This window comes from Nocardiopsis endophytica (assembly GCF_027706725.1).
Classification (GTDB): domain Bacteria; phylum Actinomycetota; class Actinomycetes; order Streptosporangiales; family Streptosporangiaceae; genus Nocardiopsis_A; species Nocardiopsis_A endophytica.
In genome coordinates this window covers 1-15,297 of sequence record NZ_JAQFWQ010000004.1, presented here as the reverse complement: position 1 = coordinate 15,297, position 15,297 = coordinate 1, and the positions used below count along the sequence as shown (strand labels likewise).

The window sequence follows — 15,297 nt, the reverse complement described above, 5'->3', positions numbered from 1 at the left end:
ACCGTGGTCCCGCTCATCACCCCCTACGACGAGCACGGCCGCGTCTCGGAGAAGAGCACGGCCTCCCTCATCGAGTACGTGCACGCGGACGTGTCGGCGCTGATGCCGGTGCTCAGTTCGGGCGAGGGGTGGCGCCTCACCGACCAGCAGTGGAGCGACATGGTGGCCTTCACCGTCGCGCACTCGCACGGGCTCCCGGTGATCGCGGGGGTGCAGGCGGCCGACACGCCCTCCGTGCTGCACCGGGCCCGCACGGCCGAAGCGCTGGGGGCGGACATGGTCGCCGCCACCACGCCGTTCGGGGCGGGCGTCGGGCAGGACGAGATGGTGGCGCACTACCGGGCGCTGCGCGGCGGCACCCGGCTGCCGATCGTCGTCTACAACGAGGAGCCGGTGTCGCGGAACCGGGCGTCGCTGGTGACGCTGCTGCGGATCTGCGGCCTGCCCGGGATCGCCGCCGTCAAGGAGTCCAGCGGTGTCCCCGAGCTGACGCGCGCGCTGGCGGCGGCCGGGACGGGGGTCCCGGTGCTGCAGGGGTGGGAGGACAAGGTGGCGTCGACGCCCGGCGTGGACGGGCTGGTCGGGCCGCTGGCCAACCTCGAACCGGGGATGTGCAACGCGCTCCTGGCCGACCCCGGTGAGCCGCTGCAGCGGATCGTGGACGCGGTGTGCGAACTGTTCGGGCTGTTCCGCGACGACTGGTACCTGCGCGTGAAACGGGAGCTCGCGCGCAGGGGCGTGATCGAGGACGAATGCGCGCCCCCAGGTGGACAGGAGGACGGATCATGACGACGAGCACGGCGTCGGGGATGCCGAGCGGGACACCCGGCGGGGCACCGAGGGGGATGCCGCTCGCGCCCGACACCGCCATGGCGCGCGCGAGGGCGGCCGACAGCGACCAGCTGCGGCTGTACCGCCTGTACAGGACGGTGCCCACGGCCGTGGAGTACGCGGAGACGCTGGCGCTGGAGGAGCGGTGGATCGGGCCGATGGCGGCGCGGTTCGAGGCCGGGGCGCCGGACCTGCCGGACCGGGCGGCGCTGCTGCGCGCGCTGCGCGGACGGTTGGCGGCCGAGGAGGCGGCGGAGGACGAGGCCGCGCGCTTCGTGGCCGAGGAGGCGAGCCTGGAGCAGCTCAAGGTGATCGCGTCCGAGTTCGCGGTGGACGGGCTGACCGAGTCCGAGACGCTGCTGCCGGTCGTGGCGCGGCTGCCGTTCGCGTCGGGGCTGGCGGTGTTCCGGGTGCTCATCGACGAGCTGGGGTGCGGAAGCGAGGAGAAGGCGCACTCGCGGCTGTACCGGGACCTGCTGACCGGGGTCGGGATGACGCTGGACCTGGAGTACTACGTGCGCAGGGCGGCGCCGGAGTCGCTGGCCTACGTCAACCTGTTCCACTGGCTGGCGTCGCGGGCGCCGGAGCCGGAGTACTTCCTCGGCGGGTACGCCTACTTCGAGTCGAGCGTGCTGTACGCGTTCCAGTGCTACCGGCGGGCGGCCGAGCGGCTGGGGCTGTCGGAGCACGCGTACTACACGGAGCACCTGTACATCGACGGCTACCACAGCCGGCAGATGCGGGCGGCGCTCAAGTCGCTGGACACCGAGCGTGGCCTGGACACGGCCAAGGTCTGGGCGGGCGTGGAGCTGACCGGCGCGGTCGCCGGGGCGGCCTTCGAGGCCGCCGTGGAGCGCGCGCGGGCGGCGGGCCCGTCGGGTGCGGCGCAGGCGACAGGAGCGCCGTCATGAGCGGCGGCGAGGCGTCCAAGGCGTCCGTACGCCCCGTCACCGAGGACATGGTGCTGATCGAGGCAGGGGGCCGCAGGCTGCTGGCCGAGGCGCACTGCCCGCATAGGGGCGGCCTGCTGCGGTTCGGCCACGTGGACGGCACGGTGCTGAAGGTGCGGTGCCCGCTGCACCACTCGGTGTTCGACCTGAGGGACGGTTCGGTGAGCGCGGGCCCATCATGCAGGGCCCTGCGGATCATCTCCGACCTGTCGGGAGAGCCCGTGGAGCAGTAGCCCTCCAGAGCCTTCCAGCGAGAAGAACGGGGCCCACACCCAAGGGAGCGTGTGGGCCCCTCCGCTTCGCTTCAGGCGGCCGCTCGTCCCGCCGCGCTCCGGCGCCGCGTGCACGTCGACGGGTTCCGTCGGGCCGGAGGCGCCCCACCGTCCGGCGGGTTCCGACGTCACGCCTCCCCGTGACGCGGACACCGGTAAGGCTAGGCTAAGGTAACCATCGCCGTAGTGGGCATTTCGGGCGCATGGTCCCGAACCGGATCTGTTGAGCGGTGGTCATGGTGGTACGCGCATCTCTCGCCGTCGGGGCGTCCGTCCTCCTCCTGCTGGCCACGGCCGGCTGCGGGGAGTCCGAACCCGTTCCGGAGCAAAAGGCCGCCGCCGGGGAGGGCGCGACCGAGTACCCCCTGGTCGTGGAGAACTGCGGCCGGGAGGTGACGATCGAGCACGCGCCCCAGCGGGCCGTCTCCCTCGACCAGGGGTCCACGGAGATCCTCCTGTCGCTGGGGCTGGAGGACCGCATGGTCGGCACCGCGTCGTGGACCGACCCGGTGCGGGAGAACCTCGCCGAGGCCAACGAGGAGGTCCCCCGGCTGGCGGACGAGGCGCCCTCGTGGGAGGTGGCCCTGGACACCGACCCCGACCTGGTGACGGCCTCGTTCGGGCGCCACTTCGCCCAGGGAGGGGTGGCCGAGCGGAGCCGCTTCGAGGAGACCGGCATCCCGACCTACCTCTCCCCCACCGACTGCGACGGCGGCACGAGCATCAACGGCGGCGGCACCCGGACCGCCCCGCTCACCCTCGATTCGCTGTACCAGGAGATCCGCGAGCTGGCCGAGATCTTCGACGTCCCCAGCAGGGGCGAGGACCTGGTGGACGAGCTCGAACAGCGGCGCCGAGCGGCCCTGGAGGGCGTCGACGCCTCCGACGTCACCATCGCCTTCTGGTTCGCGGACCTGAAGACGCCCTACGTCGCGGGCGGGCGGGGGTCGGCGAACCTGCTGGCCGACGAGGTCGGCGCCGAGAACGTGTTCGCCGACGAGGAGGACGACTGGCCGGCCACGACGTGGGAGGCCTTCGTCGACCGGGACCCCGACGTGATCGTGCTCGGAGACCTCAGCCGTGAGCGGGCGCCGGGCGACAAGCTCCAGGAGAAGATCGACTTCCTGGAGAGCGACCCCCTCACCAAGGACATGGACGCGGTCGAGGAGGAGCGGTTCATCGCCCTGCACGGGGCCGAGATGAACCCCTCGATCCGGACCGTCGACGGGCTGGAGGCCCTCAGCGAAGGACTCGCCTCCGTCGAGGAGGCGCGGTGACGCTCGACGCTCCGCCCGACGGGTCGCCCGCCGGGTCGCGGACCGCGTCCGCCCCGGCGCCGTCGGCCGGACCCACCGGGGGCTCGTCCCTGCGGTTCCTCGGCGTGGGCACGGGGGCGCTGGCACTGCTCGTGGCGTCGATCGGGGTGGCGATCACCCTGGGGCCGGCGGACGTCTCCCTGGTCAACGTGCGCGACATCGTTCTCAACCACCTGGGGTTCACCGACATCCCGGTGCGGGTCTCCGAGGACGCCATCGTGTGGGACGACCGCCTGCCCCGGGCGCTGGTGGCCGCGGCGTGCGGGGCCGGTCTGGGACTGTGCGGTGTGATCCTGCAGTCGCTGCTGCGCAACCCGCTCGCCGACCCCTATGTCCTCGGGATCTCCTCGGGCGCCTCGACCGGAGCGGTCCTGGTGGGGATCGTGGGCGTCGGCGGGTTCGCGCTGGGGGTGTCCGGCGGAGCGTTCGCCGGCTCGGTCGCGGCGTTCGCCGTGGTGCTGCTGATCTCACGCCTGGCGGGCGGCACCAATGACAAGGTCATCCTGGCGGGGATCGCGGTGACGCAGCTGTTCTCCGCGCTGACCTCGTTCGTCATCTTCGCCTTCGCCGATTCGGACGAGGCGCGCGGGGTGATGTTCTGGCTGCTGGGCTCCCTCGAAGGGGTGCGGTGGGACGATGTGGCCCTGTGCGGTGCCGTCGTGCTCGCCGGTGTGGTCTTCTGCCTGCTGCGGGCGCCGGTGCTGGACGCGTTCGCGTTCGGTGACGAGGTCGCCTCCTCGCTGGGGGTGTCGGTGCGGCGGGCCAGGATCGGCCTGATGACCGTGACCGCGCTGCTCACGGCGACGATGGTGAGCGTGGCCGGGGCGATCGGGTTCGTCGGCCTGGTGCTGCCGCACGCCGCACGGTTCCTGACCGGGCCGGTGCACTCCCGCCTGGTCCCGGTGACGGCGCTGGTCGGGGCCGTCTTCATGGTGTGGGTGGACGCGGCGGCGCGCGTCGCCTTCTCCCCCTCGCCGCTGCCCGTCGGGGTGGGGACCGCGCTGGTCGGCGTCCCGGTGTTCATCGCCATCATGTTCCGCCGGAGGAGGCCGCTGTGACCCCTGGGTTCCGACTGAAGAGGAGGCCGGTGTGACTCTGCGGACCCGGGAGGTCGGCTGGAACCGCGGCGGCCGGCTCGTCGTCGACGGGGTGACCCTGGAGCCGCGGGCCGGGGAGACGGTCGGGCTGCTCGGCCCCAACGGTTCGGGCAAGTCCTCCCTCATCAGGCTGCTGTCGGGGTCGGTGCGGCCCACGTCCGGGGCGGTCACGCTGGACGACGCGTCGCTGGCGGAGCTGTCCCGGAAGGACGCGGCGCGAGCGATCGCCACCGTGACGCAGCACGCCGACACCGTCGTGGACATCACGGTCCGCGACATCGTGGCCCTCGGCCGCATCCCCCACCGCGGCACGTTCGGCGGCGACAGGCGGGCCGATGCCCGGGCCGTCTCCGACGCGCTCGCGAGGACCGGTCTCACCGACAAGGCCGACGAGCTGTGGCACCGCCTGTCGGGAGGAGAACGCCAGCGCGTCCACATCGCCCGCGCGCTGGCACAGGAGCCCAGGGAGCTCCTTCTGGACGAGCCGACGAACCACCTGGACATCCGCTACCAGTTGGACCTGCTCCAGCTCGTGGCCGAACTGCCGGTCACGACGGTGGTGGCCCTCCACGACCTGAACCTGGCGGCGATGTTCTGCGACTCCGTCCTCGTCCTCAAGGAGGGCCGAGCCGTCGCCGGAGGCGCACCGGCCGACGTCCTGACGCCGGAGCTGATCGCGGAGGTCTACGAGGTCAACGCCACGGTCAGGACCAACCCCGAGACGGGCCGCCCGGAGATCGGCTTCACCCCGGGACGAGTACCGAGCAAGGCGGCGAGGTAAGCACTCCGGGCCGCCGGGGGCGGCCCGCGCGGCGGATCAGCGCGTCGCGCTGACGCCCTCGATCTTCGGCCTGGTCACAGCCGCTGTTCCCACGGATCGAGCAGTTCGACACCGGTGTGTGCGAAGTCCTTGGTATTCCGAGTCGCGCACGTGGCGTTGTGCACCAGGCAGATCGCCGCGATCTGCGCATCGGGTGTGCTGATCGGCGATCCGGCCGCCTTCCGCGCGACGAGGATGTCCGCGTAGCGCTCGGCGGCCGCGTCATCGAACGACAGCACGGAACGACTGTCCCGGTAAGGCTCGAGCGCGACCTCGATTCGCGTAGTCAGCGCCTTCTTGCGCCTGCCATCAGGGAGGCGGCGCGCCCCGGCCAGCAGCTCCCCGAGTGTCACGGCGGTGATGGCGACGTCACCAGTAAGCGACTCGAGCCACGCGACGACGCCCGCGTCGGGCTGCGGCCGGAAGATCTCTGAAATGACGTTGGTGTCGAGGACGATCACTCGAAGTCCACCGCTCGCGCAACGTCGCTCCGCTCCGGAACCGGAAGGTCCTCGACACCTCCCACATCCTGCGCAGCCTGCAAGAGCGCCAAGCCGATGTGCGGCCTGCGTGCAGCCTTCGTGAGGATGTCTCGGACCTCTGCCTCCATGGAGCGCCCGTGCTCCTTCGCCTGCGCGGCGAGCTGCCGCTTGACCGACTCATCGAGGCCGCGAACGATGATGGAACCCATCAGAGACCACCCCCTCAGTTGCTATCAACAACGATAGCACTCCAGCGGAGGCGGCGCTTGAGTTCTTCCTGAGAATGTACGGCGTGGAGGACACGGCCCCCGTCCTGCGGGTGGCCATCGAGCACGGCCTCACCCCCGACACCCCGCGGTCGGTCCTCCATATCCCGGGCCGGACGCAACCGTTCCCCTCTCCCTCGCATCGAAGGCATGCCAACGAAGCGAGGGAGCGCAGCATGGCCTTCGAGATCCACCACCCCGGCCGCCCCGAGGATCTGTCTCCGGCACCGATGCTGTGGGCGCACGGGGTCCTGGGGGCGGCGAGTGCCGCGGCTGCTCCGAGGGAGGCGCTGCACCTCTACTCACTGGACGACGAAGGACTGCTGTCGGACCATGAAGACGGCACCTGGTGGCGTCTGACCTGGTTCGCCGAAGACACCGCGGTCCTCACCGGAAACGAGCCGCTGGGCTACGAATGCACGGAGGACCGGGGCCTCGTCGACAAGCTGGCCGGGGCCCCTGACCGCCTGCCGATCGGATGGCTCGGCGACATGCTCCGCGTCACCACGGCAGAAGAGTGGGAGCCCAGTTTCCTCTACTGGTGGATCGACGGCGCCTGGGGCCGCACGGAGTATCCGGAAGGCATCCGCGACGACGGACTGTGCACGGTGGACGGCATGGGCACCCCGGAACGCCTGCAGAGGTACGGGTGCGTCGGGGACCCCTCCCTGGAGTCGGTGACCGAAATCCTGGAGGCCGCAGCCGCCGGAGCGCTCGCACCGTCGGCGCTGGAGGCCTTCATGCGGGCGTGCGGTGTGGAGGACCCGGCCCCGGCACTGCGCGTCGCCGCTGAGGGCGGCCTCACCCCCGATGCCCCGCGCCCCGTCCTCAAGGTGACGTAGCCGGTGGGGCCTCCTGGGTCACAGGCCCGCCTTGTGCAGCGCAGCGCTCGCCCGGAACCTCACCCGCGCACACCGGTCGCGTTCGTCTTCAGGGGTGTCATCGTCGCAGTCGCACCGATGCCTGAGCCACCGCAGGTCATCCGGGTCCAGCCACAGCGCGACACGCCCCTGGGCGGCCTCCGCATCGGGATCGGTCGGCACCACTGGGCGCTCATCCATGACGCACATTGTGCCGATCCACAGAAACCACCGCGCCCGTACGGTGGATCGGCCGGAGGTGGCGGCCCCCGGCCGATCGTCCTGCCCCCTCAGGGAACGATCACGGTCCGCTCGCCCCTGGCGTCCTCGTGGGCCCACGCCGAAGTGACGTCGCTCAACGGGACGACGCGCGGGCTCACGGCCACCTCCCCCTTCGCGATGAGGGCCGCCAGACCGGCCAAGTCGGCGCGTTCGAGATCGACCGACCCGAATCCGCTGCCGCTGATCCGCAGCGCGTTCTGGCGGAAGAGGTGCCCGCCGAGCGTGATCTCGAGCCCGCCCATCCCGCCGACCTGGACCCAGTCGAGGACCCTGACGTGGTCGGTCCGCGCTCGGCTGATGGCCTCCATCGCGCGTTCGGTCCCCGGCCCCCACACGTAGTCGAGGACGGTGTCCACGTCCGCAGCGGCGGCGGCGAAGGCGGCGGCCGTCTCCTCCTCGTCCGGGGTGATGGCGACGATGTCGTCCGCCCCCTCGGTGAGCAGCTGCTCCAGCCGGTCGCGGTTGCGCCCCGCGGCGACGACCCTGGCGGCGCCCACGGCCTTGCCGATCCTCACCGCCATCGACCCGGCGTTGCCGGTCGCACCGATGACCAGCAGGGACTGACCCGGGCGGAAACCGACGCGTGCGTGGAGCGCGGTCCATGAGGACATCGCGGGGTTCATCGTGGCCGCGACGACCGCCGGATCGGCGTCGTCGGGGACGGGGATGAGCGTGGCAGGATCGACCGCGATCCGCTCGGCGAGCGTTCCCGTGGCCGGCGCCATCACCATGGCGAGGCGCCCGTCACGGCGCCGCACGACCGCGTCGATCCCGGCGATGATCGGGGGCCTGGTCGTGTTGGTGTAGTGCTTGCCGGAGGCGAACCCGCGTGTGGCCGGGTGGATTCCTACGGCCAGCACGTCGACGATCTCCCTCCCCTCGTCGGCGACAGGGGCCGGGACGGTGGTGTACCGGGGCGGTTCGCCGAACGCTTCGACGACCGCGGCATGGACAGTGGACATGATCTCCCCCCGAAGATACAAGCGTGTATCTAATATCGCCGACACTAGCCCCTTCGCGTAAGATACACAAGTGACTCTTGAAGGGGCGGGAATGGCCACGGGACCGGACGGCGGGCGGCTGGGCACGAAGGCGACGAGACGACGGGGCGCCGAGCTCCACGCCGCGCTGCTGAGCGCCGCGTGGGACATTCTCGTCGAGAAGGGGTACTCCGGGTTCACCTACGACGCGATCGCCGCACGCGCGCAGACCAGCCGTGCGGTGCTCTACCGCCGGTGGCCGCAGCGGCACCTGCTCGTCGAGGAGGCTCTGCGGAAGGCCTGGGTCCCGGTGCCCCTCCCGGACACCGGCAGCCTCCGCGAGGACGCGATCGAGCTGCTCCGGTCCATCGCCGCCGCGCGCGGGACGCTGATGACCGTTCTCATCCAGGACCTCGCCGACTACTACCGCGAGTCCGGCAACACACTGGAGGACCTCAGGGAGATCATCGGGGCGGCGCACCGCGAACGCCCGTTCCACGCGCTGGTCGAGCGCGCGGTCGAACGGGGGGAGATCGCAGCGGCGCCCCGGAACGACCGCGTCCTCGAACTCCCGCTCGACCTGCTGCGCCAGGACATGCTGTTGAAGGGCGGAGCAGTCCCCGACCACGCCCTCGCCGAGATCATCGACGAGATCTGGCTCCCGCTCCTACGACGCTGACCGGGCGTCTGCCCACCCTCGCCCCGCCGAGGAGCGGAGCGGGCCCGTGCCCGGCGAGAACCGGCGCTCGTCCGCCCCGCCGGGACACGGCCCCGCCTGCTCACACGTTGAAGCGGAACTCCACCACGTCGCCGTCGGACATTACGTAGTCCTTGCCCTCCATGCGGACCTTGCCGGCCGACCTTGCGGCCTGCATGGTGCCGGCCTCGACCAGGTCGTCGAAGGAGACCACCTCGGCCTTGATGAACCCGCGCTGGAAGTCGGTGTGGATGACGCCCGCCGCCTCCGGGGCCGTCGCGCCCTTCTTGATGGTCCAGGCGCGGGACTCCTTCGGGCCCGCGGTCAGGTAGGTCTGCAGCCCCAGGGTCGAGAAGCCGACCCGGGCCAGCTGCGACAGGCCCGCCTCGGACTGGCCCATGGACTCCAGCAGCTCGGCGGCCTCGTCGTCGTCGAGCTCGGCCAGCTCCGCCTCGATCTTGGCGTCGAGGAAGATGGCCTCGGACGGCGCCACCAGCTCCGACAGCTTCGCGCGCAGGGCCTCGTCGGCCAGCTCGTCGCTGTCCAGGTTGAACACGTACAGGAACGGCTTGACCGTCAGCAGGTTCAGCTCGCGGACGGCCGCCAGGTCCACGCCCCCCTCGGCGGCGCCCACCGACAGGCCCTTGCCGGACTCCAGCACCGCCAGCGCCGCGCGCGCCGACTCCAGGGCGGCCTGGGCGCCCTTGTCCTTGGCGTTGCGCTTGGCGTCCTTCTCCAGCCGCGGCAGCGCCTTCTCCAGCGTCTGCATGTCGGCCAGGATCAGCTCGGTGTTGATCGTGTCGATGTCGCGCGAGGGCTCGATTCCGCCGTCGACGTGGGTGACGTCCGGGTCGTTGAAGACGCGGATCACCTGGCAGATGGCGTCGCTCTCGCGGATGTTGGCGAGGAACTGGTTGCCCAGCCCCTCCCCCTCCGAGGCGCCGCGCACGATGCCGGCGATGTCGACGAAGTCGACCGTGGCCGGGATCGTCTTCGCGGATTCGAAGATCTCGGCGAGCTTGTCGAGGCGTGGGTCGGGCACACCCACGACACCGACGTTGGGCTCGATGGTCGCGAACGGGTAGTTCGCGGCCAGAGCGTCGTTCTTGGTCAGCGCGTTGAAGAGGGTGGACTTGCCGACGTTGGGCAGCCCGACGATCCCGATAGACAGACTCACAGCCCCCGAGTCTAGTTGCGCCCGGGCCGTGGCCTCGCCGTCCGCACATCCGGACCGCTCCGAACGTGCGACTCGGGCGCCCCCTCGCGCGCGCCGTCGCGGCCCAGCGGCGCCCTGCGGAGGCGATCGTGGACTTTTCGGTTACAGATCGTCGATCTTCGGATGAAATGCCCTGCACGCCGGGACAGCGCGCAGTACGTTCGTGTCCTGCCGCACGTATGCCCCCGGGTCACGGGTGCGCGTGCACCGACCGTATCGACTGGGGGGATCGAGCATGGTTGCCGGGCAGGTCCGAGCGTTCGTCCAACGCCACCCGGCGGTGCGCCACGCCACCCGCAGGATCCGCATCCGGCTCCCCCTCAGCCTCGGCGGCATCGACCCCCAGCGGGTCCCGCCCCGGGTGCGCCGCTTCGACCTGCCGCTCCCCCGGCGCGCCGGCGCCCCGCGCACCGGCCCCGACACGCTGAGCGTGCGCGCCCCGGGCGACCTGTGGACCCCCGGCCGCCTGCACGCACGCGGGCTGCCCGGCTACCGGCCCGACGCGCTGGCCTGCTTCCTGGCGGTCCTGGAGCACGCCCGCCCCGGCGCCGTCCTCGACGTGGGCGCCAACGTGGGCGTGTACGCCGCCCTGGCCGCCGCACGCACCCGGCGCAGGGTGTTCGCGTTCGAGCCCGCCCCGCGTGCCGCGCGCGCGGCACGGGCCATCGCGGCCGACAACGGGCTGAACATGGACGTCGTGGAGCTGGCGCTGAGCAACCACAGCGGGAGCGGCCTGCTGCGCCTCTCCCCCGACGACGCCTCCAACTCCCTGCTGCCCGGCGCGGGCCCCGCGGCGGGCCGGGTGACCGTGCCCGTGCGGCCGCTGTCGCACTGGCGCGAGGAGGCCGGGGTGCTGCCGTCGGTGGTGAAGATCTCCACGTGCGCCTCGGAGCCGGACGTGGTCTCGGGCAGCCTGGAGGTGCTGCGGCGCTTCCGCCCTTGGGTGCTGTGCGATGTGGGCCCCGGGTACGGCATCGGCCAGCGGCTCACCGCCCTGCTGGAGCCCTTGGACTACCACTGGTACCGGGTCTCCGGCAGACCCCCGTACTCGCCGCAGCCGTCGATCTCCGAAGGGGCCTCCCGGCGCGGCGGCATGTGGCTCTTCTCCCCGACGCCCGCCCCCGAAGGCCTGTGGGCGAGCGCCGAGGCATGGCGGACCGCCATCGACGACTGCCGATGACGCCTCACGGCTGACGCCTGGCGATGACGATTGACAGCTGCCGATGACGGCCCGGGCCACTCTCTCTAGATCCAGCCTTGGAGGCTCTCCATATAGGCCGCGAAGTCGTCCCGGTGGCTGCAGTGCCCTGTCCCGGCGACCACGCGCACCTCGAACCCGCGCTCCTTCAGCCGGTCGACCCCCTCAGGGGAGATGGTGAAGCTCGGGTCCGCCAGTTGCACAAGGGACGGGACCACCGGCCGCTCGGGGATGTACTCGCTCCCGGCACAGGCCTCGACCATGCCGAAGAACTCCGGGTCGAACAGGGAGAACCCCGCCGCCTCGGCTTGCACGTCGGCCTCGCTCCAGCGCGGGTTGGCCTCGGCGATGGCGGCCGGGGAGGCGGCGGCGACCATCGCGCGCATGGCCGCCAAGTCGCCCGGGCGCACGGCGGAGAACTGCCACGCCGGGTCGTAGTAGACCGCCCGCCGCGGGCGCAGGCACTCGACGGCCAGGGACAGCGCCAGCCCGCCCATGGAGTGGCCGACGGCCAGGTCGGCCCCCTCGGGCAGGCTCTCGGCCAGGTCGTCGGCGAGCAGCTCGGGGGTGTACGCGCCGCGCGGGCTCAAGCCGTGGCCGCGCATGTCCGGGGCGACGACCCGGTAGCCGCGTTCGATGAGCGCGGCCTCGACCGCGTGCCAGGTCCGGTGGTCGGACATGGCGCCGTGGACGAGCAGCGCGGTCCGTTCGCCGTCGCCGCCGGTGTGCACGTTGAGTCGCATGGTGGTGGACCCTTTCCGTCGATGGTCGGTGCCGGGGGGCGGTGCCGGGCCGGCACCGAAGACCGGTGTCGCCGGTCAGGCGACGCCCTTGACACGGGTGATGGCCAGCGCCCCGAGCAGGGACAGGACCGCGCCGACGATGAACAGGTACTGGTAGCCCCCGAACAGCACGACGATGCCGCCCGCCACGAACGGGGCGATGATCTGCGGACCGGCGTTGGCGATGTTGAGCACGCCCAGGTCGCGGGCGGCGTCCCCGCCCGCGGGCAGCACGAGGGTGACGATGGCGTGGTCGGCCGCCATGAACACCCCGAACGCCGCCCCCGCGATGGTCGCCCAGACGAGGATTCCGGTGAAGGTGGGCACGAGGACGGGCACCACGGTGGCCGAGGCCGCGATCAGCCCCGCGATGAGCACGAACGGGCGGCGCCGTCCGATCCGGTCCGACACCGGCCCGATCACGGCGGTGCAGGCCACGGTGAGCACGGTGTTGGCGATGGTGAGGACGGGGACCGCGTCGGTCGGGGACAGGCCCTCGGGCAGGGCGATGTAGTCGGACAGGATGTAGACCTGGTAGCCCAGGATCGCGAAGAAGCCCATCATCATCAGGGCCCGGCTGGTGAACGCCCAGGTGAAGTCGGGGCTGCGCAGAGCGGAGCCGAACCCCTTGAGCTGCTGCACCAGCGGGTTGGGGCCGCCGGTGGTGCGGGGCGGGAGCTCGTCCCCGCGCGGGTCGTGGGTCAGCGCGGTGAAGAGCACGGCGACCACGACGAGGGCGGCGCCGAGGAGGATGTACCCGAGTTCGAGCCGGCCGACGAAGCGGGCGGCGACCAGGCTCCCGGCGACCATGCCGAGCGACTGGGCGATGCCCATGACGGCCGAGGCGCTGCCGCGCCGCTCGGCCGGGACGCGGTCGGGCACGGTGGCGGTGATGGCGGCCTGGTAGACGTTGCCCATCGCCTGGGCGATGCACCAGCCCACCGCCAGCAGCCACAGGGCCGGGGACATCCCCATGACGGCGAGGAAGACCACGGCGCCGAGCGCGCCGCCGAGCATCCACGGGTTGCGCCGCCCCCACCGCGTGCGGGAGCGGTCGGAGAGCATGCCGCCGATGGGGTTGAACAGGGTGGCGAAGACGGCGCTGACGCCGGTGACCACGGCGAGGTTGATCTCTTTGGAGGCCGGGTCGAAGGCCTCGACCTGGACGGGCAGCAGGATGCTGACCACGCCGAGGTACATGGCGTACAGGGCGAGGTTCCCGACGCCGTAGACGGCGAGGAACCGGGACAGGCCGCGGCGCCCCCAGCGGTCGGCCGCCGGGGAGGCGGCGCCGGGGGTGCCGGGGGAACCGGGCATTCCGGAGGGTCCGGCGGAGGGTGGGGGCGGGGGCAGGGGGGAGGTGTCGGACACGGGGGGCTCCTTCGCGCGGCAACGGCGTGAACGGTCGGTGCATTCCTCCAGGTCGTGCGCTGATTAGACGTTTAACCTAAGCGACCGGGTCCGCCGCGTCAACGGGGGTAACGAGCGCGGCCGACGCCGGCGGGGAGGGCGCGGCACAATAGGGGCGATGAGCGCGACCCGATCCCGTCCCCCGACCATCACCGACATCGCCCGGCAGGCCGGGGTGTCCACGGCGACCGTGTCCTATGTCCTGAACGACACCCCGGGGACGCGCATCCCCGAGGCGACGCGGCGCAAGGTCACCGACGCCGCCGACGAACTGGGCTATGTCCCGCACGCCAGCGCGCGCTCGCTGCGCACGGGCCGCAGCGACCTGGTGGTGTACGCGATGCCCGCGGTCACGCTCGGCCCGCTGGCGGCGCGGTTCCTGGCGGGGTTCGCCGACGAGCTGCAGAACCGGGGCTTCACCCTGGTCCTGCACGGCGACGGCGCCTCGCGCGGGGTGCGGGCGGCCCGGCGGTGGGCACGGCTGCGCCCGGCCGCCGTGATCGCCGAGGGGCATCGGATCACCGACGCAGCCAAGGACCTGATGCGGCGGTCGGGGACGGTGCTGGTGGCCACCGGCGGCGTGCCCGACCCCGACCTGCCGACGCTGGTCATGGACCACCGGGCCATGGGCGCGACGGCCGGGCGCCACCTGGGCGCGCGCGGGTGCCGGGACGTGGTGGCAGTGGTGCCGACCGAGCCGGCCCTGAGGGACATAGGCGAAGCACGCGCGCAGGGCGTAGAAGACGGCCTCCGCGAGGCGGCCGGGAGCCGGGAGGACGGCGGGGGCCGGGGGGACGCCGGGGGCCGGAAGGGCAGCGGGAGCCGCGAGGCCGCCAGGGACCGCGAGGACGACGGGAGCCGCGAGGCCGCCGGGACCCGGAGGGACGGCGAGGGCCGGGACGACGGCGGAGACGGGCCGAACGGCGCGGGCACAGGCGCTGCGACCGTGCGGCTCACGCCGATGGAAGAGACCCCCGAGGACGCCGGGCGAATCGTACGCGAGTGGGTCCGCGACGGGCTGCCCGACGGGGTGTTCGGCTACAACGACGAGCACGCGGGACTGCTGCTGTCGGCCCTGACCGACGCCGGGGTGGATGTACCCGGGCGGGTGCGGCTGGTGGGCGCCGACGACCTTCCGCTGTGCGGGATGCTGCGGCCCCGGCTGTCGTCGGTGGCGCTGCGGGCCGAGTACGCGCCCGCCGAGGCGGCGGACCGGCTGGTCTCCCTCATCGCGGGCGCGGAGGGAGCAAAGGAGCCCCTCCGCCTGTGGACCCCGGAGCTGCACGTCCGGGAGTCGTCGTAGCGTCACGTCCACCTCGCGCACTCGGGTCACGGCACCCCTGCCGGATGATGACGAGGGCAGACGCCCCTACTGCAGCGCAGTCGAAGCTGTCTAACGGCGGGCATGTGGTCAGTGGGCGTGGATGGCGGCGACGGCAGAAGCCGGGCGGTCCCCCGGCCCCGCCTCCCGGGCGCAAGGCCCTACGCGGTCCGGGTGGGCGGCTGGGCAGGTACCCCGCTCACGGGCCCCGGCCGGACGCAGGGCCAACAGAGTGCAACGTTGAGGGCGGCAACGAGGACAGGTCCGCGGCCCTCAAGGCAGCGCTGTCGGCCACAGCGCGTGTGCATGGTCGGCGTGGTTGGCAGCGACGGCAGAAGCCGGGCGGTTCCCCGGCCCCGCCTGCCGGGCGCAAGGCCCTACGCGGTCCGGGTGGGCGGCGCGGCGGGCAGGGTGCGCGGTCGCCCGTGTTCGTGGCGGCCGCCGCGCCAGCGCCCCCTTTCTGGCGATGATCTCGACAGGAGTGCTGTCAAAACCGCCGGAATGACAGCACCTTCGT

At 72.4% G+C, this 15,297-nt stretch carries 17 protein-coding genes; 10 read left to right on the top strand and 7 right to left on the bottom strand.

The features are described from left to right. The first annotated feature begins 3 nt into the window (after positions 1–3). From O4J56_RS02175 to O4J56_RS02150, 6 genes are all read left to right on the top strand, one after another. Positions 4–789, top strand: coding sequence for a dihydrodipicolinate synthase family protein (locus O4J56_RS02175; RefSeq protein WP_270683342.1), 786 nt, complete (start codon positions 4–6; stop codon positions 787–789). Next, the gene (locus tag O4J56_RS02170) at positions 786–1,742 is read left to right on the top strand and encodes an iron-containing redox enzyme family protein (protein WP_270683341.1); all 957 of its coding nucleotides are present in this window, start codon (positions 786–788) and stop codon (positions 1,740–1,742) included. The genes O4J56_RS02175 and O4J56_RS02170 overlap by 4 nt, the downstream gene beginning before the upstream one ends. Then, the gene (locus tag O4J56_RS02165) at positions 1,739–2,014 is read left to right on the top strand and encodes a Rieske (2Fe-2S) protein (RefSeq protein ID WP_270683340.1); all 276 of its coding nucleotides are present in this window, start codon (positions 1,739–1,741) and stop codon (positions 2,012–2,014) included. The genes O4J56_RS02170 and O4J56_RS02165 overlap by 4 nt, the downstream gene beginning before the upstream one ends. A 275-nt stretch (positions 2,015–2,289) precedes the next feature. Then, positions 2,290–3,330, top strand: a complete 1,041-nt coding sequence (locus O4J56_RS02160) for an ABC transporter substrate-binding protein (protein WP_270683339.1) — start codon at positions 2,290–2,292, stop codon at positions 3,328–3,330. After that, the gene (locus tag O4J56_RS02155) at positions 3,327–4,427 is read left to right on the top strand and encodes a FecCD family ABC transporter permease (RefSeq protein WP_270683338.1); all 1,101 of its coding nucleotides are present in this window, start codon (positions 3,327–3,329) and stop codon (positions 4,425–4,427) included. The genes O4J56_RS02160 and O4J56_RS02155 overlap by 4 nt, the downstream gene beginning before the upstream one ends. Before the next feature lie 31 nt (positions 4,428–4,458). Further along, the gene (locus O4J56_RS02150; protein WP_270683337.1) at positions 4,459–5,247 is read left to right on the top strand and encodes an ABC transporter ATP-binding protein; all 789 of its coding nucleotides are present in this window, start codon (positions 4,459–4,461) and stop codon (positions 5,245–5,247) included. Between the two features lie 74 nt (positions 5,248–5,321). Here O4J56_RS02150 and O4J56_RS02145 read toward each other — a convergent pair whose 3' ends face one another. Together O4J56_RS02145 and O4J56_RS02140 are read right to left on the bottom strand one after the other, a co-directional pair. Beyond that, positions 5,322–5,747 carry a type II toxin-antitoxin system VapC family toxin gene (locus O4J56_RS02145; protein WP_270683336.1) on the bottom strand — a complete coding sequence of 142 codons (426 nt, stop codon included), beginning with the start codon at positions 5,745–5,747 and terminating at the stop codon, positions 5,322–5,324. After that, entirely contained in the window at positions 5,744–5,977 is a 234-nt protein-coding gene (locus O4J56_RS02140) for a FitA-like ribbon-helix-helix domain-containing protein (protein ID WP_270675438.1), read from the bottom strand. The genes O4J56_RS02145 and O4J56_RS02140 overlap by 4 nt, the downstream gene beginning before the upstream one ends. A gap of 233 nt (positions 5,978–6,210) precedes the next feature. Between O4J56_RS02140 and O4J56_RS02135 the strand changes: the two genes are divergently transcribed. Continuing rightward, positions 6,211–6,876, top strand: a complete 666-nt coding sequence (locus tag O4J56_RS02135; protein ID WP_270683335.1) for a hypothetical protein — start codon at positions 6,211–6,213, stop codon at positions 6,874–6,876. Positions 6,877–6,894: 18 nt separating this feature from the next. Here O4J56_RS02135 and O4J56_RS02130 read toward each other — a convergent pair whose 3' ends face one another. Together O4J56_RS02130 and O4J56_RS02125 are read right to left on the bottom strand one after the other, a co-directional pair. Further along, a complete protein-coding gene (locus O4J56_RS02130) occupies positions 6,895–7,095 on the bottom strand; it encodes a hypothetical protein (RefSeq protein ID WP_270683334.1) in 201 nt (66 codons plus the stop codon). Between the two features lie 89 nt (positions 7,096–7,184). After that, a complete protein-coding gene (locus O4J56_RS02125; RefSeq protein WP_270683333.1) occupies positions 7,185–8,138 on the bottom strand; it encodes a quinone oxidoreductase family protein in 954 nt (317 codons plus the stop codon). A 91-nt stretch (positions 8,139–8,229) separates the two neighbouring features. Between O4J56_RS02125 and O4J56_RS02120 the strand changes: the two genes are divergently transcribed. Further along, the gene (locus O4J56_RS02120; RefSeq protein WP_270683332.1) at positions 8,230–8,835 is read left to right on the top strand and encodes a TetR/AcrR family transcriptional regulator; all 606 of its coding nucleotides are present in this window, start codon (positions 8,230–8,232) and stop codon (positions 8,833–8,835) included. Positions 8,836–8,935: 100 nt separating this feature from the next. Here the strand turns inward: O4J56_RS02120 and ychF are convergent, their stop codons facing one another. Further along, entirely contained in the window at positions 8,936–10,030 is a 1,095-nt protein-coding gene (ychF, locus tag O4J56_RS02115) for a redox-regulated ATPase YchF (protein WP_270683331.1), read from the bottom strand. Between the two features lie 274 nt (positions 10,031–10,304). On the opposite strand from ychF, the gene O4J56_RS02110 reads away from it, so the two are divergent. Continuing rightward, positions 10,305–11,249 (top strand): FkbM family methyltransferase, encoded by a 945-nt coding sequence (locus tag O4J56_RS02110; protein WP_270683330.1) that lies wholly within the window; start codon positions 10,305–10,307, stop codon positions 11,247–11,249. Between the two features lie 65 nt (positions 11,250–11,314). Here the strand turns inward: O4J56_RS02110 and O4J56_RS02105 are convergent, their stop codons facing one another. Further along, complete coding sequence (locus O4J56_RS02105; protein ID WP_270683329.1) at positions 11,315–12,010, bottom strand: alpha/beta fold hydrolase; 696 nt, start codon at positions 12,008–12,010, stop codon at positions 11,315–11,317. Positions 12,011–12,085: 75 nt separating this feature from the next. Further along, the gene (locus O4J56_RS02100) at positions 12,086–13,420 is read right to left on the bottom strand and encodes an MFS transporter (protein ID WP_270683328.1); all 1,335 of its coding nucleotides are present in this window, start codon (positions 13,418–13,420) and stop codon (positions 12,086–12,088) included. Between the two features lie 157 nt (positions 13,421–13,577). On the opposite strand from O4J56_RS02100, the gene O4J56_RS02095 reads away from it, so the two are divergent. Beyond that, positions 13,578–14,762 carry a LacI family DNA-binding transcriptional regulator gene (locus tag O4J56_RS02095; protein ID WP_270683327.1) on the top strand — a complete coding sequence of 395 codons (1,185 nt, stop codon included), beginning with the start codon at positions 13,578–13,580 and terminating at the stop codon, positions 14,760–14,762. Positions 14,763–15,297 lie beyond the last annotated feature (535 nt).

Coding starts and splice junctions, on each gene's coding strand:
- O4J56_RS02160 (WP_270683339.1), top strand. CDS start 2,290: ATGGTGGTACGCGCATCTCTCGCCGTCGGGGCGTCCGTCCTCCTCCTG.
- O4J56_RS02140 (WP_270675438.1), bottom strand. CDS start 5,977: ATGGGTTCCATCATCGTTCGCGGCCTCGATGAGTCGGTCAAGCGGCAG.
- O4J56_RS02105 (WP_270683329.1), bottom strand. CDS start 12,010: ATGCGACTCAACGTGCACACCGGCGGCGACGGCGAACGGACCGCGCTG.
- O4J56_RS02095 (WP_270683327.1), top strand. CDS start 13,578: ATGAGCGCGACCCGATCCCGTCCCCCGACCATCACCGACATCGCCCGG.
- O4J56_RS02170 (WP_270683341.1), top strand. CDS start 786: ATGACGACGAGCACGGCGTCGGGGATGCCGAGCGGGACACCCGGCGGG.
- O4J56_RS02135 (WP_270683335.1), top strand. CDS start 6,211: ATGGCCTTCGAGATCCACCACCCCGGCCGCCCCGAGGATCTGTCTCCG.
- O4J56_RS02165 (WP_270683340.1), top strand. CDS start 1,739: ATGAGCGGCGGCGAGGCGTCCAAGGCGTCCGTACGCCCCGTCACCGAG.
- O4J56_RS02125 (WP_270683333.1), bottom strand. CDS start 8,138: ATGTCCACTGTCCATGCCGCGGTCGTCGAAGCGTTCGGCGAACCGCCC.
- O4J56_RS02120 (WP_270683332.1), top strand. CDS start 8,230: ATGGCCACGGGACCGGACGGCGGGCGGCTGGGCACGAAGGCGACGAGA.
- O4J56_RS02130 (WP_270683334.1), bottom strand. CDS start 7,095: ATGGATGAGCGCCCAGTGGTGCCGACCGATCCCGATGCGGAGGCCGCC.
- O4J56_RS02110 (WP_270683330.1), top strand. CDS start 10,305: ATGGTTGCCGGGCAGGTCCGAGCGTTCGTCCAACGCCACCCGGCGGTG.